This is a genomic window from Dapis purpurea BLCC-M126, assembly GCF_050015975.1.
GTDB lineage: Bacteria > Cyanobacteriota > Cyanobacteriia > Cyanobacteriales > Microcoleaceae > Trichodesmium.
This window is the reverse complement of the sequence record NZ_JBNHER010000180.1, coordinates 1-19,700: the sequence shown is the minus strand read 5'-3', so window position 1 is coordinate 19,700 and position 19,700 is coordinate 1. Positions and strand designations below refer to the sequence as shown.

At 37.1% G+C, this 19,700-nt stretch carries 16 protein-coding genes; 8 read left to right on the top strand and 8 right to left on the bottom strand.

Annotated elements, in window-relative coordinates:
• Positions 1-251 precede the first annotated feature (251 nt).
• The 5 genes from ptsP (at position 252) to ACP6PL_RS15740 (ending at position 5,709) form a co-directional block, all read left to right on the top strand.
• Complete coding sequence (gene ptsP / locus ACP6PL_RS15760) at positions 252-2,750, top strand: phosphoenolpyruvate--protein phosphotransferase (RefSeq protein ID WP_426546211.1); 2,499 nt, start codon at positions 252-254, stop codon at positions 2,748-2,750.
• A gap of 307 nt (positions 2,751-3,057) precedes the next feature.
• Positions 3,058-3,690 (top strand): dihydroxyacetone kinase subunit DhaL, encoded by a 633-nt coding sequence (gene dhaL, locus ACP6PL_RS15755; protein ID WP_426546210.1) that lies wholly within the window; start codon positions 3,058-3,060, stop codon positions 3,688-3,690.
• 210 nt (positions 3,691-3,900) lie between these two features.
• Positions 3,901-4,938, top strand: a complete 1,038-nt coding sequence (locus ACP6PL_RS15750; RefSeq protein ID WP_426546209.1) for a retroviral-like aspartic protease family protein — start codon at positions 3,901-3,903, stop codon at positions 4,936-4,938.
• A gap of 216 nt (positions 4,939-5,154) precedes the next feature.
• Positions 5,155-5,361: a GAF domain-containing protein gene (locus tag ACP6PL_RS15745; protein ID WP_426546246.1), complete on the top strand. Its 207-nt coding sequence runs from the start codon at positions 5,155-5,157 to the stop codon at positions 5,359-5,361.
• A 21-nt stretch (positions 5,362-5,382) separates the two neighbouring features.
• Complete coding sequence (locus ACP6PL_RS15740) at positions 5,383-5,709, top strand: GAF domain-containing protein (protein WP_426546245.1); 327 nt, start codon at positions 5,383-5,385, stop codon at positions 5,707-5,709.
• A 564-nt stretch (positions 5,710-6,273) separates the two neighbouring features.
• Here ACP6PL_RS15740 and ACP6PL_RS15735 read toward each other — a convergent pair.
• The 7 genes from ACP6PL_RS15735 to ACP6PL_RS15705 all read right to left on the bottom strand — a co-directional run bounded on the left by ACP6PL_RS15735 (position 6,274) and on the right by ACP6PL_RS15705 (position 14,604).
• Positions 6,274-6,594, bottom strand: a complete 321-nt coding sequence (locus tag ACP6PL_RS15735; protein ID WP_426546244.1) for an ISAs1 family transposase — start codon at positions 6,592-6,594, stop codon at positions 6,274-6,276.
• Between the two features lie 393 nt (positions 6,595-6,987).
• Complete coding sequence (locus ACP6PL_RS15730; RefSeq protein WP_426546208.1) at positions 6,988-8,070, bottom strand: calcium-binding protein; 1,083 nt, start codon at positions 8,068-8,070, stop codon at positions 6,988-6,990.
• A gap of 76 nt (positions 8,071-8,146) precedes the next feature.
• Positions 8,147-8,530 (bottom strand): hypothetical protein, encoded by a 384-nt coding sequence (locus ACP6PL_RS15725; protein WP_426546207.1) that lies wholly within the window; start codon positions 8,528-8,530, stop codon positions 8,147-8,149.
• Positions 8,531-9,420: 890 nt separating this feature from the next.
• The gene (mutS, locus tag ACP6PL_RS15720) at positions 9,421-12,138 is read right to left on the bottom strand and encodes a DNA mismatch repair protein MutS (RefSeq protein WP_426546206.1); all 2,718 of its coding nucleotides are present in this window, start codon (positions 12,136-12,138) and stop codon (positions 9,421-9,423) included.
• A 493-nt stretch (positions 12,139-12,631) separates the two neighbouring features.
• Positions 12,632-12,835 carry a phycobilisome linker polypeptide gene (locus tag ACP6PL_RS15715; protein ID WP_426546205.1) on the bottom strand — a complete coding sequence of 68 codons (204 nt, stop codon included), beginning with the start codon at positions 12,833-12,835 and terminating at the stop codon, positions 12,632-12,634.
• Positions 12,836-13,467: 632 nt separating this feature from the next.
• Positions 13,468-13,953, bottom strand: coding sequence for an allophycocyanin subunit beta (apcB, locus tag ACP6PL_RS15710; RefSeq protein WP_426546204.1), 486 nt, complete (start codon positions 13,951-13,953; stop codon positions 13,468-13,470).
• Between the two features lie 165 nt (positions 13,954-14,118).
• Complete coding sequence (locus ACP6PL_RS15705; protein WP_426546203.1) at positions 14,119-14,604, bottom strand: globin family protein; 486 nt, start codon at positions 14,602-14,604, stop codon at positions 14,119-14,121.
• Positions 14,605-15,286: 682 nt separating this feature from the next.
• Between ACP6PL_RS15705 and ACP6PL_RS15700 the strand changes: the two genes are divergently transcribed.
• Positions 15,287-15,553 (top strand): hypothetical protein, encoded by a 267-nt coding sequence (locus ACP6PL_RS15700; RefSeq protein WP_426546202.1) that lies wholly within the window; start codon positions 15,287-15,289, stop codon positions 15,551-15,553.
• Positions 15,554-15,613: 60 nt separating this feature from the next.
• On the opposite strand, the gene ACP6PL_RS15695 is transcribed toward ACP6PL_RS15700, so the two are convergent.
• Positions 15,614-16,627 (bottom strand): phosphoribulokinase, encoded by a 1,014-nt coding sequence (locus ACP6PL_RS15695; RefSeq protein WP_426546243.1) that lies wholly within the window; start codon positions 16,625-16,627, stop codon positions 15,614-15,616.
• 1,375 nt (positions 16,628-18,002) lie between these two features.
• Between ACP6PL_RS15695 and petH the strand changes: the two genes are divergently transcribed.
• Together petH and ACP6PL_RS15685 are read left to right on the top strand one after the other, a co-directional pair.
• Positions 18,003-19,199: a ferredoxin--NADP reductase gene (gene petH, locus ACP6PL_RS15690; RefSeq protein ID WP_426546201.1), complete on the top strand. Its 1,197-nt coding sequence runs from the start codon at positions 18,003-18,005 to the stop codon at positions 19,197-19,199.
• Positions 19,200-19,394: 195 nt separating this feature from the next.
• On the top strand, positions 19,395-19,625 hold the full coding sequence (locus tag ACP6PL_RS15685) for a zinc ribbon domain-containing protein (protein ID WP_426546242.1): 231 nt from the start codon (positions 19,395-19,397) through the stop codon (positions 19,623-19,625).
• Positions 19,626-19,700: the final 75 nt, after the last annotated feature.

Genomic DNA, 19,700 nt, shown 5'->3' with positions numbered 1-19,700 from the left:
AAAGCCCTACTACGAGCTTTAGTCAAATATTGCTAATTTAGATATAATTTTTTCTGTGAAGTTAAATTTAGAGCTAATTTTTTTGCTCAAAAAAAGTTTTTGTTTGTAGTAGGAATTTAGTCTTATCTACAGTTCGGGCTAAAGCCCTACTACGAGCTTTAGTCAAATATTGCTAATTTAGATATAATTTTTTCTCTGATGCTTATGTAATATTGATATGTTAAGCAGCAATATCAAAAATATATAAAAAAATGATAACTTCTTCAGAAAACAAAGTAGGAATTGTACTTGTATCCCACAGTGCAAAATTAGCCGAGGCAGTGGTAGAATTAGCAGAACAAATGACTCAAGAACCAGCACCAATAGCAATCGCTGCTGGAATAGATGACCCAGAAAATCCTTTTGGTACTGATGTTATTAAAGTACAAGAGGCAATAGAATCTGTTTATAGTGATGCTGGAGTTATCATATTAATGGATTTAGGCAGTGCGGTAATGAGTACAGAAATGGCTCTAGAATTTTTATCATCAAGCCAAAGAAATCATATTAAAATCTGTACAGCACCTTTGGTAGAAGGAGCGATTTCTGCTATAGTTCAAGCTTCTTTGGGAGCTAATATTCAACAAGTCATGGCTGAAGCTAATGCAGCTTTAACAGCTAAGATATCTCAGATTAATGTTGATGAAATAGTACCCGATCAAAACCTGGGAAATATCAACAATATAGAAAAAGAAAATTCGTCAAAAACAATTAAAACTACTATCAAAAATCAACTAGGCATTCATGCTCGCCCCGCAGCAAAATTAGTAGCCATAGCAAATCAATTTCAATCTGAAATTACTCTGCAAAACTTGACCAAAAATAGTCAAGTAATAAATGCTAAAAGTATCAATCAAGTAATTACATTAGCAGTCAAACAAAGACATGAAGTAGCAATAACAGCAACTGGTAATGATGCAGATTTAGCCCTAACAAAAATCCAAGAATCAATCACAAATAATTTCGGGGAGGCAGAAGTAATTGTCAAAACAAAAGCAAAAATATCAACAGCGCCAGATGCAGATAATAAATTACTAGGAATTCCCGCATCTCCAGGAATTGCAGTTGGAAAAGTAGTGCATTATCAAGCAACAATTCCAGACGTTGAAGACTATCCAGTAGCAGATCCAGAGGTAGAGTGGCAGTATCTAGAGTTAATTTTGGAAACTGCAAAAAAGGAAATTCAAGGAATAATTGACAGTCTATCTAACAAAAGTACAACTGATAATACTCAAGTTGATATTTTGCAAACACAACTCTTATATATTGAAGATCCCAGTTTGTTAGAACAAGTACATCAAAACATTTTTAAACAACATCACTGTACTGCACTAGCATGGAAAAAAGCTATTGAGGCTATGATTAATACCTATCAAGAATTAGAAGATCCCTACTTGCAGGCGCGATCTATTGATATTAAAGATATAGGAGGGCGGGTGCTGCAACTGCTAACGGGTGAGAGTAGCAGCAGTCTTAATTTTTCACAACCAGGAATTTTCGTGACTTCCGACTTAACACCTTCCCTTGCTTTACAACTGAAACCAAATTTGGTATTGGCTATCTGTACTAGCGCTGGTAGTGTTACTGCTCATAGTACATTGATTGTAAATACTTTAGGTATCCCGATGGTGGTAGGAGTAGGTACTCAGTTATTGTCATTGGCAACAGATTCTCAAATTGCCTTAGATGGGGCAACAGGGGAAATTTGGGTCGAACCGAGTCAGACACAGTTACAGCAGTTACAGGCAAAACAAAGTCAAACTTTGAATAAATCTCAAACACCTCAAGAGGCAATAACTAAAGACGGCAGAAAAATTTCGTTAATGGCAAATATTGTGGGAGTTACTGATGCAGAATTTGCCCTTGAGTGTGGTGCAGAAGGAGTAGGTTTATTGCGGAGTGAGTTTCTATATCTCGATCGCGAAACCCAACCAACAGAAGCAGAAGAATATGAGACTTATCAGGCGATCGCTAAAATTATGGGAACTCGCCCTCTAACTATCCGTACTTTAGATATCGGAGCTGACAAGCAAGTTCCCTATATCAAGCATGAGTTGGAAGCTAATCCCTTTTTGGGATGTCGTGGTATTCGGCAAAGTTTAGATACTCCAGAAATTTTTCAGACTCAATTACGAGCAATTTTGCGGGCGAGTCACGGACATAATGTTAAGGTAATGTTCCCAATGGTGTCATCTGTGCAAGAAGTACGGGCAGCTAAAAAGATTTTGACAGAAGTTGAAAACTCACTTTCTGGCGTAAATACGATAAAAGTGGGAATTATGATAGAAGTGCCAGCAGCAGTAACAATGGCGAACCAGTTGGCAAAGGAAGTAGATTTTTTCAGTATTGGTACAAATGATTTGAGTCAATATGTGATGGCCGCTGACCGTACTAATTCTAAAGTTGCTAATCTTGCTAATGGTTTGGAACCTGCGGTATTGCGAATGATTCAGCAAACTGTAATTGCTGCCCATGAAGCGGGAATTTCGGTAAGTGTTTGCGGTCAGTTGGGATCTAATCCTGTGGCAGTACCTATTTTATTGGGGTTAGGAGTTGATGAGTTGAGTGTAGCTCCACCAGCAATATCTATTGTCAAGAGAGTAATTTCTCAATTGGATATGTCCGAGTTAGAGGCGATCGCTCATTCTGTGTTACAGTTGGATGGAGCGAAGTCGGTACAAGAGTATGTTGTTGCTCAACTAGGTATATGATGAGTTTTTGTTTGTAGTAGGGCTTTAGCCTGAACTGTATCCTACTACAGGTTTTAATTAAATCATTCAACCGGACATGATACTATTAGCCAAGAATTTTAATCGTTGGCGAGCTATAATTGATATATGTTGGGTTTATCCTGCGGATAAGCTCTGCTTTTTCGTATAGGGAATGCTCCGCAAACATGTCGCGCAGCGTTTTATGTCGGCTCTTAGCCGTTAACGGAGTTATGCGCCAGCAAAAACCTACCTCAACCCAACCTACTTTTTTGGCTAGAGTTGCTGATAACTGATAACTGAAAAGATTATGATAAACAAAGAACAAATTATCCAATGGCTGGAAACAGTAGCAAAAGTCTTAGAAGAAAACAAAGATTATCTCACAGAATTAGATGCTGCTATTGGTGATGCTGACCACGGTATTAATATGAATCGTGGCTTTCAGAAAGTCCTAACTCAACTCCCCACTCTTACGAATAAAGATATTGGCAGTATTTTCAAAGCTGTGAGTATGACTTTAATATCTACTATCGGTGGTGCTAGTGGACCTTTGTATGGAACTCTATTTTTGCGAGTAAGTGCTGTAGTAACAGGGAAGTCAGAACTAACGACAGAAGATATGACTAAAGTGTTTGCTGCTGCAGTCGAGGGAGTAGTGCAACGTGGCAAAGCTAACTTGGGAGACAAAACCATGTTAGATGCTTTGTCTCCAGCAGCAAATACTTTTACAGAAGCAGTAGCAAATGATTCTAGTTTTCTCGAAAGTTTGAAACAAGCGGTAGATGCTGCTGAGTCGGGGATGAAAAATACAATACCCATGCTAGCGAAGAAAGGAAGAGCAAGTTATTTAGGCGATCGCAGTATTGGTCATCAAGATCCAGGGGCAACTTCTATTTATCTCATTTTTAAAGCTCTCTTAGATACTGTAGAAACAGGTTAACATTTTATCTAATTCAGGGAAGTTTATTTTCTAGATTATTAGTTAGAATAAAACCTTTGTTCGTAGTTGGGCTTCAGCCCCCCAAATATTTATGGTAGGGCTAAAGCCCAACTACAAGCTTAATTATAACTGTTATAACGAAAATGATATAAATCAATCATAATTAATATCATGCGATCAGAATTTTGCCATTCCAATTAACTAACAACTATGAACAGATTTAGGAGTATCACAACTATTATTTTGGCGACTATGAGCTGCATAATTATTTACCCTAGTTTAGCTCAACTAAAACCTATCATTTTCCCACAAGATATAGTTATACTCAATCGTAAAAATATATCAATTGGAGCAATTGTACAACTGGAAGGTCTCAACTTACCCCGCCCAAAAGTAACAGGAAAAGCAACTATACCTCTAGAATTTTTAGACGGTGGAAAAGCTTTTACCTTGACAGCAACTCTAGGAGGAAATTGGGGTAATTTTTTATTAGATACAGGGGCTTCTACTTCCATCATTAGCACAGAAACAATCAAAAAATTAGAATTAATAGGGAAACCTGTACCACAGGAACTTTTAACTTATGCAGTAGCAGGAGATGAGTGCCCAGAAATGAAAGCTAATTTGCATCGTTTACCTGTGTTAAAAATTGATAATGTTAAAGTCGAAAATTTAACAGGTTTAGAATTTACTACTACTGTCATGCCAGAGGGATTGTCAGGAGTTTTGGGAATGGATATTTTGAGTAATTTTGATGTAGAAATAAATCCTCAAACCCAAGAATTACGATTACTACCTCCGACTCCAATACCTGCTAAAAATATTAATGATGCTATCCCACTTAAATCTAAATTAGGAGTAATGTTAGCCGAGGTAGAAATTAATGGTAATGGTCCGTTTATTTTTATGATAGATACAGGGGCAGAAAGTATTTTTATTTCTCAGAAATTAGCTAGTCAGTTAAAAATTTCTGTGGCTGAAAGACAGCCAATCCAAGTGCAAGGTTTTTGTGGGATAGAAATGGCAGAATATGCTTCTTTAGCTAAAGTAAAAATGGGAAATTATGAGCTAAAAAACTTAGAGACAGTAATTTTATCTTCCCCAGTGTTGAAGTTATTAGAAGTTGATGGAATTTTAGGACAAAACTTTTTGAATAATTACCAACAATATTGGCGCTTTAATCAAAAAAAATCAGAAAAATTTCCAGCAGAGGGAAGTTTATTATTAATATTAAATCCGGATGATTAGTTAGGGCTTACTGATTAATTCTCAAACCATTGACAGATAAAAAATTTAGCTTTTTTAGGTCGAAAAAAGTACCCGCTTTTTAGAGCGAAAAGCTGAAAAAGTGAGTATTTATAGATAGACAAGGGTACAAAAATTAAGGTATTATTTTAACTTCTACCTACTCTTAATTCCCTGTTCTTCCTGACTCCTGACTCCTAATTACCACTAAAATCTTACATAAGAAGTGTATTTCCTTGTCATATTGAGTATCTGAAAAATATCAGAGTTTCCGCTTCGATGTCCATATCTTTAGTCAATCAAAATAAACTTTGGGGCTTGATTGCCTGTCACCATTATTCCCCAAAATATATCAATTATGAAACTCGGAAAGTAGGAGGATTTTTAGGACAATTTTTGTCTGCACATTTATTCTCTAAACAATAACAACAATTTAAAAGTTACCGCATTCAAATACAAGGAATCCAAAATCGTCTGCGAGAGGGATTTTTTAGAAACCCAGATTTAATGAAAGAGATTTTTCTAAAAAATAAAAATAGTTTGATTAATTTAACTAGAGCTAAGGGTTTAGCGGTTTGTCTGGATCAAAGTATTAGCGTTATGGGCAAAACTCCCAACCAAGTACAAGTTAAAGGCTTAATTAACAATTTCCTTGAATATCATAAGGAAGAAATATTTTTCACCGACTCTTTATCAAGCATTTATCCCACTGGGGAAGAATTTAAAGATACAGGGTGCGGAATTTTGAGTATATCCCAGGGAAAACGCATCTAATTTTTTTGATAAATGACTAAGAACCCAATAATGCCCTTTGCATCACAGGGTTACAAGCAGCTCAAAACCATTATTGGATAAGAGTTAAAAGGATATTTAGCTAGGTATTTAATTTGTGATAATAATAATTATTCTTGTTGTTGGTGTGGGTTCGCGATCACGAACCCACACCAACACATAGCATTGATCTATTGTTCAATTGAAATGGAAGTGATAATGGACTATTGATGGGTGATATCACTATCAGCAATCAGTCTAATTCGCTCAATTTTTATTTTTGTTTTTTACCAGGATTGCATACTGCAATCATTTAATCTATTGAGAGAAATATAAGATTATTATTTAAATTTTATTGTCGATATTACTATCTGCAATCACTTTTAAATAATTAAACTAAAATCAATAATGATTCTCTTGATGCACAGGAAAATAAAATTCCATTACCAGATATTTTTACTTATTTACGTTCAGAATTTATTCTGAGCTGAATAAAACTTTGAGGAGGTAACTATTGTTCCATCTGGCTCTTTTTCATTTATTTTTTATTCCAGTTTTTACAGCTTTTTATTGATTTAATAAATTTAATGCTGTTTGTCTAATTACTGCCAAATTTTCTGGAGAATTATCCTTTCTGATTCTCGAATTATCTTCCTGAAATTGAACATATAATACCCAATTTAATTGATTTTCAATCCCCCAATGACCACAAATAGCTTCAGCTAAAAGTTCGGCATTATTTGATAAACTACTAATGTAATCTCTTCGTTCACAAGTTCTTTTTCCATCTTTTTCAAAACGGAAGTAATCGACAAAGCCAATTGATTTGAGATTTTTCCATTCCTCAAAACGAAAATATAAAAGACATAGTAATTTTTGGGTAGGTATGTATGGTTATTTATGGACGCTTGCTGGGGATTACTTATTTGATATTGTTGAAAATATTATGAATTTAAATCCTCAGAAAAAACCTGATTATGGAAGAGGATTAAGAGCTATGTCCAAACTATAAATTCTTTAATTAGATCCAGGTAACTGTGATAATTTATCCGAGGGCTGAAATTTTTAACTTATGATCGCTAAAATTTTTTAATTGACTAAAATTAAGTTTCTGAGCCATCTATGATTGAATAATAAATCAACTAAGATTATAGGAGTCGTTGAGCTTCGCTCAACGACTCCCTCCCAACATAATGATTATCCCGTATCAAAAATTTGGCAATTTCTCACCCTTACGAACGATACTTAAACCCTTATCCCACAATAATTTTGAGCTGCTTATCACCACGTGAGTTCAAGGGGATTAGTATAGGTAAATATATTCGTGTTCGTCAAGTCGGATAGTTCAACGCCTTCTATCTCAAATATGAGATCGCCATTGGCAGTGCCATCATCGTAGAAAATGGATGTATCTCCTGAAACAGAATCGTATGTAATTGTATAATCATCAGCAGTTCCGAACAACTGAATTTTATCCCCATCAAGAAAATCCTTAATAATACCCTTGTCTTTATTGCCATCCCCAATGTAATAACCAAAGTCTTCCTCTCCACCGACGAAAGTATCTGCACCGTCGTTACCAAAGAAGATATCTACCTCACGAGAAGAGGCATTTGAACCTAGAAGATAATCATCACCGCTGCCACCAGTGAGGGTATCGTTACCCGCACCACCAGTGAGGGTATCGTTACCCGCACCACCATCAATGATGTCTTTACGGTCACCACCATCAATGATGTCGTTGCCGACACCACCATTAATGGTATCGCCATCATCACCACCATTGATGGTATCGTGACCGCTACCACCATCAATGATATCGCCACCATCTCCGCCATCAATGACATCGTCACCTTGACCCCCCTTAATGGTATCGGCATGTGTGCCGCCAGTGATGGTGTCGTCACCGCGATCACCTTCAATGTGATCTTTACCATGACCACCATCAATGCTGTCGTCATCGCCACCGCCATCAATGTAATCATTTCCACGACCACCATCTATAGTGTCGTCACCGATATTACCAATGAGGCGATCGGCAGCTCCGCCACCATCAATACTATCGTCACCTTTGCCACCAGTGATGGTATCCTTGCCGCCACCACCCTCAACGGTATCGTCACCAGTGCCAGCCTTGATGCGATCCCCACCTTGGCCGCCATCAATACTATCGTTGCCGCTACCACCCTCAATGCTATCGCGGCCACCATCACCCTCAATGGTATCGTTACCGTCACCACCAGTGATGGTATCGGCACCATTACCACCCTCAATGGTATCGTCACCGCCACCACCATCAATGCTATCGGCACGATTAGTACCGTCTAGAGTATCGTCATTAGAAGTACCGTTTATGTCACCCATGATTAATTAATTCCTCTTATTTAAAAAAGTTTTGATGTTTTCAAGTTATCTGGACTTACACATGATGTAAGAGAAACTAGGATTTGAGATTGCTATCCCTTCCGGATTGCTCCACAAACCCTGTCGTCGGAATCACGAAAATACCTTGTAGGTGTGTAAGTCTTAGTTTATGACGGATGTAACTCAAACCCAGTTGCTTCACCGCCACCTGAGAATAAGTCACCTCTGTTAGATAGGGTTCTAAATGTTTCTGTACAAACTTCAGCATTGCCGGATTTTCCTGTGCCACTGGGAACAAACAGTAAGGCACTGTACTGTCGACTTGCAGCAAGATAGACTGGGATAATAAATAAATCCCCTGGCGTAACCATTGAAACTTTTTGTCTACAAACATCGTTGAATAACGAATCGCATCAGTAGCGATCGCTAAAACACCTTGACTCAAGGTTAAAACACGCATGTAGTTATTCAACCAGGGTATAAATCTGCCTAGCTAAGTTCCTCCGTCGTTTTTTATATTTTTGAGGTCTTTGTTAAAACTATAATTTTATCTTTTTACCCATATCTTACTCATATCTCATACATATACAACTGTATAAGGACTTACGGATGAGCTACGAAAAACTAGGATTTAAGATTGCTTCCATGTCGGTCGCAACGATCAAAATACGTTGTATTACGTAACTGGTATATATAGTAAATTTACTTATCCCTCCGTGTCAAGGAAAAACCGCCAACTTCATTGTATCTTCATAAAACAAGTAAAATTCTACCAAATCTTTACTGAATCTTCATAAAACAAACAAATATTTGTGGTATTTTTCATAAAACCAGGCTTATTAATCCCAACAGAGGTAAGTCATATCAAATCCGTTCATTCGTTCATTAATGGATAATTACCTCTGATTAAAACCGTAAGGAAATATGCTAGCACTTTTCTGTTGGTTGATTGGATATGGCGTTTCGCTAGCGAAACGCTTTTCATGACTGTCTAATTTGTTGCTAAACCAACTAAACACCAAAATTGTAGCACCGCTGATAATAAAATCTGTGTAATTACAGTGCTTTTCAAATTGATGAACCACATCGCGATAACCAAAACTTTGTAGTCGCGCAGTAATTATTGTAGTGGATTGTTTCACCTAAAATAGTGCAAAGCGCTTTTCTCATAATCACCCCATCACCCCATCCCCCCATCCCCTCATTTTCTAATGCAACATTTAAGATGAAACAGTCCACTACAAATTTATGGAAACTAGAAACCGGGTTTGTCTAAAATACTCCAATATCAACATCTATCTCTGAAAAACCCGGTTTCTTTTATCGCTGATAACTGATAACTGATAACTGTTATAACAAACTATCTCCAAATTCTTCATTAAAAATATCTAACTGCTCCACAGTTATCACCTCCTCTACCACCTCTTCCTCCTCTTTTTTCTTAACACCTTTCCGCAAACCAATTGCTATTTTACTATGCTTTTCAATTTGCTGCATTACCTGTCTTGCTCGTGCAATTACCGAATCTGGCAAACCTGCTAATCTTCCCGCCTCTATACCATAAGATTTATCCGCTCCACCAGGTTGTACTTGATGCAAAAATACAATTTTATCAGGCAACTCCTTCACCGTTACCTGATAATTTGCCACATTATCCAAAATAGAAGAAAGTTCATTTAATTCGTGATAATGAGTCGCAAAAATTGTCCGAGATTTTATTTCCGTTGCCAAATATTCTGCCACAGACCAAGCAATAGAAATTCCATCAAAAGTTGCCGTTCCTCTACCAATTTCATCCAACAAAACTAAAGACTTTTCCGTAGCATGATTCAAAATATTTGCCGTCTCATTCATCTCGACCATAAAAGTAGATTGACCAGTAGCTAAATCATCCACAGCTCCCACACGAGTAAAGATACGATCGCTCACTCCTAAAACAGCCGAACTTGCCGGAACAAAACTACCAGTTTGTGCCATTAATTGAATCAATCCTACCTGCCGTAAATAACAACTTTTCCCACTAGCATTCGGACCAGTTAAAATTATTAAATCCGGCGCAGAATAGGGAGTAATTCCCGAATCATTTTCCTCCAAATTTTTACTCCCCAATATGGCAGTATTCGGTACAAAAAAACCAGCAGGTAAATATTTTTCCACTACCGGATGACGACCTTCAATAATTTTCAATTCTCGACTATCAACTATAGTAGGACGAACATAATTTTGATAAACTGCTACTTCTGCTAAACCACATAAAACATCAATAGCTGCCACAGCACGAGAAACATTTCTAATTTCCTCAGCGTGTTCCCCTATCTCATGTCTCAAAGCAACAAAAATATCATATTCCAATTGATTCAAATCATCCCGCGCCGTCAAAATTCTAACTTCTCTTTCCTTTAATTCCTCAGTAATATAACGCTCCTCATTAGTCAAAGTTTGCTTGCGAGTATAATCATCCGGCGCCAAATTTGCCTTCGATTTAGAAATACTAATGTAATAACCAAAAGCCTTATTATAACCAACCTTTAAATTAGGAATTCCCGTCCTTTCTCTCTCTGTAACTTCCAAATTAGCAATCCATTGTTGGTCTTCTTCAGCTAACCCCCGCATCTCATCCAATTGTGCATTTACACCAGAGCGAATTAATCCTCCTTCCTTTAAATGTTGAGGAGGAGATTCAACTAAAAAAGAATGAATTTTCTTCCCCAATTCTTGTAAAATTGGAGGTAGACTTTGCAAGACTTTTAAATAAGGAGAATTACCCTCAGATGCTAAAGTAGAAAGTTCCGGAAGTTTCGTCAAAGAATCAGCTAAAAAAACTAAATCTCTAGCATTGGCAGTACCAGCACCAGTCCGCCCAGTTAAACGTTCCAAATCATAAATTTGACGCAATATTCTTTGAATATCTTGACGCAAATCATTATTACTTATTAGTTCGTCAATAGTGTCATGTCTAGCACGAATACCCTTCAAATTCAGAAGTGGTTGCAATAACCACCGCCGTAAAGCACGACCACCCATTGCAGTGCTGGTCTTATCGATCGCCGATAATAACGAACCATGATAACTACCATCTCTAACCGTTTGCGTAATTTCCAAATTCCGGCGACTCTGATGATCGAGAATTAAAAAATCTGCCATAGTATAACTACGCAGGCGTTGTAGAGGAACTTGATTTTCCTTTTGAGTTTCCTCCAGATATTCCAATAACCCCCCTGCTGCTCGCACACCCAATGGAATATGTTCGCAACCAATACCCTCCAAGGATGTTAGTTGAAATTTGAGCAAAAGTCTTTCCTTTGCTTCCCCTAGAGTAAAAGGTTGTTGGGGGCGAAAAGAATAACAAAAAGAATTAGGTAGACATTCTGGAAGATGGTCTGACTTTTCTCCCGGCCGTAACATGAAACCAATATCCGGTGCGTTCGTGGGAAATAATACTTCCGAAGCTTGCAAACGCATTAATTCTTGGGTAAGTTGATCTAAACCTTGAGTTTGGGTAGTCAAAAATTCGCCCGTCGAAATATCAGTGTAAGCAAGTCCCCAATAATTTTTGGCAATGACGACTGCTGCTAAATAGTTATTGTAACGAGGTTTGAGCATTCCGTCATCAGTAAGAGTTCCGGGGGTGAGAATGCGAGTAATTTCACGCTTAACTTGGCGATTTTCTTTTTGAGCAATAGCAGAATCTTCAACTTGATCGCAAACTACCACTGCGTAACCTTTTTCTACTAAAATAGCAGCATATTTTTCCACAGCATGATGAGGTACTCCAGTCATGGGAACCCTACCAATTTCTTTACCAGCGTGTTTACTTGTTTGTACTAATTCTAATTCTTGCGCGATCGTGACAGCATCCTGAAAAAAACATTCAAAAAAATCACCGACTCGAAACAATAAAAGAGCATGGGGATATTGTTGTTTAACTTCCACATAACGCTGCATCATTTCTGACAGTTTGCTAATGTCAAGTTGACTGTAATCTGCGTTAGGAGATAGAGAATCTTCAGCTTTATTTTGTTTAGCTTTTAATGATTTTTTAGTAGATGCAGAAGCGGAATATTTCATAGATAATTAATAGATAATTTAATATTATCGAACATTATATCTATCATCCTACCTCAAAGCAATTATATGTTATAGTGCAGACATCTTGCCCGCTATTAGCAAAAATTGTATTAGGCTGACACGCCTAAAATGTTGCAATAGTAGGGGCAGTTTCCGCGTTAAATTCATGAGTTTCACCTGAAATAAAGTGAACCCGCCCCCAATGATATAATAAACTTGATAAAATATATAAATTATGTATTTGCCATTACAGAGGATTTTGTCTCACTCAGGTATCCTTGTCAAAGGTTTTATGGATATTTTCCCGAGTTTGAGGCTCCCTGTCACAGGCAAGATGCCTGTACTACATATCCCACAGCGAAAAGTTTTCAGGCGGAAAAATCTTACTTTTAACTTTTAACTTTTGACTTCCTTGAAACGGTATAAGTCCTAACAAACAATAAAAAAGAGGTCTTTTGACCTCTCTCTAATTACTATTTATCAAAATCGTAATTTAAAGTAAACCAGTATTTGCTCCTTGTTTACCAGTAGCTAACTCTACCTTGACAATTTTGCCGCCCATTTTCATAATTCTTTGTTGTTCCCGGAACCAGCTATCATAGGGAACAAGCTTAGTAAAGTAGGTATTTTGTAATTCTCGTTGAGTACGAGTCCGACTTAGACTAGGAACACAAGCTGTAATCTTAAACTGTCTCATGGTAAAAATTTCTCCTAATATTTAATGAGGATTGTTTTAAATCCTTTGTATAACATTTAAGCTAAACAGTCAAATTTGATTATTTAGTAATTTTGTAGAAGTATTGATATTGATCAATAAATTTCCTTCATTTTCAGAAGGTAAATTGCAAAAATCACTACTTAAATCTAAATTATTTAATTATTAGTCGAAGCAAAGCTTACGACATTACTAAATGCTGTTTCCACAGCATTTCTGCAAGAAAAACTCACTCAAAGATTACTTCTAATACCAATTCACTTTAAAGATGTCACAAATAATTTCAAACTTTAGATGTGAAATTATTTCCTGAAATTACTTTAATGTCAGAGTTTTGAGCCGATCAAATATAACTTTTGACTTCCGTGAAACGGTGTAACTTCTGATTTGCGCGTAGCACTATATGCGATCGCTTCAACTCTAAATATCAAATTTAAGAATTCCCAAGGCAGGGAGCCATAGAATCAATGCTAGTTCACTAAAGCTTATAAATTAATTCAATAAGCCTTTGGTAATCTAACACTCACTCTAGGTCTTCCTAGCCTCGAAATACAACATCAGTCAGAACTAAAGAGAAAATCTACTCTTTTTTTGTCTTTTTATTGATCGCCAAATTAGCTTAAACCGGAGCAGATGTAGTCAAAGTAAACACCCATTTCCTTTCCAGCATCAGGGCCAACTAAACCAGCAGTAACTTCTTTCATAGCTTGGATAGCTTGTACAGTAGCACCAATAGGTACACCCAAAGAATTGTAAGTTTCTTTTAGGCCATTTAATACGCGCTCATCTAAAATGGAAGGATCGCCTGCGAGCATTGCGTAAGTAGCATAACGGAGATAATAATCCAAGTCACGGATGCAAGCAGCATAACGACGAGTGGTGTACATATTACCACCAGGACGAGTGATATCAGAGTAAAGTAGGGCTTTAGCTACAGCTTCTTTAACAATAGTTGCAGCATTAGCGCTAATAGCGGTTGCAGCTCCAACTCTTAGCTCACCTGTGGCAAAGTAGTTAGTGAGCTTATCTAGAGCGCCTGCGTCCAGGTATTTACCTTGAACGTCAGAAGAATTGATAACGGCGGTAATTGCGTCTTGCATTGTTGATTGATTTCCTTAAAATTGCTGAATCTTCAAAATTATTGGATAAGTAAAGGTTATGACTTTAAATGTTAAACCATAGACTTCAACTTGATATTTGAGGAAGTTTTAAATTATTTAAATCTTCCAGTCTCATCAAATTTTATCTAACATTTATAAAGAGCCTTAACCCATAGCACCGATAACATAGTCAAAGTAAGTAGAAGCTTCGGCAGCATCTTCACTAGTAAGAAGGCTAGCAGCAACACTCTTCATGCACCGAACACCTTCAGCAACAGCTTCAATAGAAGTGCCTAAAGACTTATACATTTCTTGAACCCCTACAAGTCCAATCTCCTCAATAGGAGTAACATCACCAGCAACGATACCGTAAGAAATCAAACGCAAATAATAATCCAGATCGCGCAAGCAAGTAGCAGTCATCTCTTCACCGTAGGCATTACCACCGGGAGAAACAACATCAGGGCGCTTTTGGAATAGTTGGTTACCAGCTTCCTTAATAATCCGCTCACGAGATTCACTCATAATTTGAGCAATCTTAACACGACGAGCTCCAGAGCTTACAAAAGTTTTGATTCGATCTAATTCACCAGGACTCAGATAACGAGCCTCGGCATCTGCATTAACAATTGATTTAGTGACAATACTCATGCTTTATTCCAACACAGTTAAGGTAAAAGGTTGCTTGACATACTTCCCGATATTGCCCATAGCGCGACAATATTGGATTCTTCGACTCATTTGAATCGCTATTTATACAGAGGTGATGTCCTTCCCCTGTGTTTTTTTTTTACATTATGGCTTTCATCCCAAGCTTCCTCAGGAGGAGGAGGAAATTCCTGCCATACTCTAAAAATGAGTTAGTTACTAAGAAGGACTAATACCTCCTGACATAACTACCTCCAGGAAGTATTTTGAGGCATTTTGTTCACTTTCTCATTATTTCCTTAATACTTTGTAATATTTTGATGGAAATTAGTGGTATTTCAGGCCAAAAAAACCAGAGAACCTCTGCTAATGACAAATTATTAAAGACTATTGACAAAAATCCTTTTTATTTCATTTACAATAACAGTCAAAAGGCCATTAGTATGTTATGCCTCTTGAAGGCCACTAACTAGGAAAAAATATAATAAAAAACAAAAATTAAATTGTAAAAATATATCTTTAAAGTAATCAGAGGAAAAAATTGGCGTTGCATTGGCGATCGCTCCCAGATAAGCCAGGGGAAAAGCTTGGCCTTTCTAGGACAGTCTTAGCTACAGAAATATAATTTTCCATACATAAAGTGAACACTTATAGCTCTAGCTTTCGCACAAAAAATGAGGCTAATTTGAATCAAGAAGGTTCTATAGCAATTGAAGCAAAAAGGGCAGAAATTTATAAATTATCACGCTTCAGTCATAGATTGTTTTTGACTTTTGCCTTGCGCGTAGCGCTATATCTCCCAAACCCCGAATTCTCGATCAAAAAAACGCGGGGTAAAATTAACCACTCGCGTTTCTCTGTTTCGCTTCTTAATATGAAAAGCGGAGCTTTGCGGAACGCAAAACAGCCCGCTCATTTTCATGCCTGCTATATTGGCATTGCCTGCAGTTAGGCATAAAGGCATTACTTTTAACCTTGCTTTTAGGTCAATAGAAAATTTGCCGCTTGATATTTATGAAACTGCTGCTGCTACCTTTGCATCAACAGCTTTATCAGTCAAACGCTCATAAGTTGCACGCATTTTTAGACCAACTAAAACTTGAAATAGTCCACTACCATTATTAGAACCTGGATAGTCTTGATGATTCATCATCATATGAGTCATCTCACCATAGTATTTAGTGGAAGTATTGCTAAGGTGTCCTTCAACGTAGATCATTTCTTCTAGATTATCAAAGTTACCATCTACTTCTAAGATAGAAACTTCATTGCCAAAATACCCATCTGGGCCATAGAACATCTTAATACCAGGATAAGAACAGGTTAGTTTCCGTCCACAAGGAATCCAGTTAATAGTAGACCCTTCATCAAATAGATAGACTGGCTCAAAATCTTTTACACCTTCACGTTGAATCAAACGCACTCGTAATACCTTATGTTCCTTGTCATCAGGAATTAGTTTAGTAGGCAAAATTTGAATTACCACATCTGCATGAGCTTTTTGTGGGTCAATATAGGCATCAAAGTCAGGACGACGAGCATTGATAGAAGCGAGTACATCTTCGTAACGGTGGCCTCTTTCTGCCATATCACGCTTGATTTTCCAAGCAATTTTAACTTCATCACTAATATCTAGATAGACACTAAAATCTAGGAGCCCTCTGACACGCTCGTCAAAGAGAGGATGAAGACCCTCAATAACCACAATATGATTGGGGTGAATTTTTTCTGGTGGGTCAAGTTCGCCAGTTTCGTGGTTATAAATTGGCTTATCGATAGACTCACCACTCTTGAGGGCTTTAATTTGCTCGTACATTAGGTCAAAATTATTGGCCCTTGGGTCGAGAGCAGTAATTCCCGTTTCTTTACGTTGCTTACGGTCTAGACTATGATAGTCGTCCAGGCAGATAACTGTAACGAAATCTTCTCCAAATACATCTGTAATTCGGCGCAAAAAAGTAGATTTTCCGCATCCAGAATCTCCGGCAACTCCAATTAAGATTACTTTATCTGGTTTTTTCACAATAGGTTCCCTCTAACACAAAACAAAGTTTAGTGACATATCCCATGGTTTATTTCTGGGTGAGTCTAGGCTTCTTAGTAAGTCCAGGACAAATTCCTTAGCATTTCTGGAGCCATTTTAAGTCTTGTCGCCCTTAACCCAGACTATATCTATTTTGAAAATCAATTTCAGCCACTTTTTCCACCACATCTCCATGATGAGAGAGTTAAGGCTTCCTAGGGAAGTCAGCTAAATTAATAGATAAGTCCAATAAATTTGGTCCATATAAAACGACTTCACTCAAGATGGTTGCTTTGCTACAGGGTAAAATGCTAAAGCAACCTTCTATCTTTGGCATCTTGGACAGACCTTGAAGCTATTGACTCTAAGTCTTTATTACTAACTTTTGTAAAATATCATATCAGAATGGGATCTTCCCTACAAGGATCAAAGAAAATAAAAGTCTTATCTAATATCTTCTGTAGAAATTAAGACAACAGCCTAAAGGCATTTTTTTTTCGCCATTCGCTACAAAGTCCAAATAAAGTCTTTTTTGATCAAAATTTAATCAAAAAATCAACTAGATAGGTTAGGTAACAGGAAGCGACGCAGCAAAGGAAAGCCTTGAGACCTTATTTCTTATTAATATTTTTGACTTTAGACTTCTGTTTAATATTTTTGACTTTAGACTTCTGTTTAAGATAAAACTACTGACTTTTTACTTCAAAGTTAGGTAAAGAAAGCGTAAGAAATTAGTATCACTCTGGACTTTATATATACAATAGTCAAAATTGATTAACATCAAGAATAGTAATGTCAAAGAGCTAAGGAAAGAGCGAAAAAAATATTTCTGTATTGGCCAATAGTCAAAATCATCTTCAAAAAACACTTGAATGTGAATAAAAGTGAATTTCTTGTGAGTGAAAAGTCTATATTTACTAAATAAAAAGAGAAATCAATAATGATAACTCAAATTGCAATTAGTGTAAAAAACAATACAGAATTATATGTTATCTCTGTTTATGGAAGATCAAGCGACTGCATCAGAGTGAAAAACCTGAAAAATGATCGGTTTTACTCGTTGCAGTGGTTCTGCTTTCAGGAGGCTTCCTAATCAGATAATGAATTAGGAAATCAACAAGATGACATTAAAAAAACAAAATTTTTAGCATTAAACCTCTCAAATATATAGCACTAAGCATTATGGTTAGGAAACTTAATAAATGCTCAAATTTAGTCAGGGATAACTTTTGATTTTTGACTTTTAACTTTTAATTTGCGCGTAGTGCTATAGAGTTGAAAAATGCTGGCCATTACACCATGGCATCTTAAAAAACACTTAAATAGAAAGCCTCATTATCTCTTGGCAATATACTTTATCTAAATGGAGAAGTAAAGAATGAAAACTCAGATGGGATTCGGTGTAAAAACAAACACAGAATACGGTAGTCGTAGTTTTGTATATGAAGTAGAGGGTCTACGTCAGAGTGAAACTACTGACAAGTTAAATAGCCCTATCCGTAAGAGTGGGACTGTTTATATTACAGTACCTTATGCTCGCATGAATCAAGAAATGCGAAGGATTACAAGGATGGGAGGAAAAATTGTCAGTATCAAAACTCTGAGTGAGCACTCTCAAACTAATGGTCAAACAACTAACACAGGAGAAAAAACTAAACCCATGACTCAAGCAAAACCTAAGTCAGATAAGAAGGATGTTCCTGTAAACACCTATCGTCCCAAAAATCCTTTCATCGGTAAATGTCTTTCAAGCACAGAAAAAGTTCGCGAGGGTGGCGAAGGTACTGTTCGTCACCTAGTATTTGACCTTTCTGGTAGCGAGCTGAAATATCTCGAAGGTCAAAGTATTGGTATTATTCCACCAGGAACAGATGCTAATGGTAAACCTCACAAGTTAAGGCTTTATTCCATTGCTTCAACTCGTCATGGTGATAATCTTGACGATCAAACTGTCTCTCTATGTGTACGCCGTCTAGAATATAATCACCCAGAAACAGGAGAGAGAATATATGGTGTATGTTCCTCTTACCTATGTGGCATGGAAGAAGGGGCCGATGTAGCTATTACTGGCCCTGTAGGTAAAGAAATGTTGCTACCTGATGATGAAAACGCAACTATTATTATGATCGCTACAGGTACAGGAATTGCTCCTTTCCGTGCTTTCATCTGGCGGATGTTTAAGGAAAGAGAACAAAATCCTGATTATCAGTTCAAAGGTTTAGCTTGGCTATTCTTTGGTTGTGCCTACACTCCCAATATTCTCTACAAAGAAGAGCTTGAAGAGCTGCAACGTCAGTTCCCTGACAATTTCCGCGTAACTTATGCTATTAGTCGGGAACAAAAGAATAAAGATGGCGGTAAAATGTATATTCAGCACAGAATTCAAGAAAATGCTGAGGAATTGTGGAAAGAGATTCAAAAGGAAAATACCCATACTTACATCTGTGGTTTAAAAGGTATGGAAGGTGGCATTGATGAAGGAATGTCTGCTGTTACCACTCAGTTTGATGTTGATTGGGGTGAGTATCAGAAGGGGTTGAAGAAAGAGCATCGTTGGCACGTTGAAACTTATTAATCTGCTGGCGTTCAGAAGTAGCATTAATACTTTTGCATTCATCAAAAACCTAAAAAAATCACGGTCTGAATTTAGCCTGGGTGATTTATCCCCAAGTTGAATAACGGTATGCGGGTTTTAACTAGCTATCAGTTTTTTTAGCTTGGGTTAAAATCCCAGGCAAATATTGCGCTGGATGCTTTAGGAGGGGTTTAAATCCCCTTCTCGCAACTTAAAAAAATTATCCTTAAGACTTATTCGAGTTGCGCTCATGTAATAGATATGCCATTAAGTATGAGAAGCTTTGATTGCCCAGAATGTGGTATATTTATAAGTCGTGATTTGAAGGCAAGTATAAATTTGACAGATACTGTCGGGCAATACCAGTTAATGGTTGTAGAATTTTTGCTGCCGACATTGACTGTAAAAGCAGGAAGTAAACATTGAAATGCCACTAATTGTGACGTTTTATAGAACCCCTAAGCGTATCTTTATAAATATGCGCGTTAGCTAGGAGTTAGG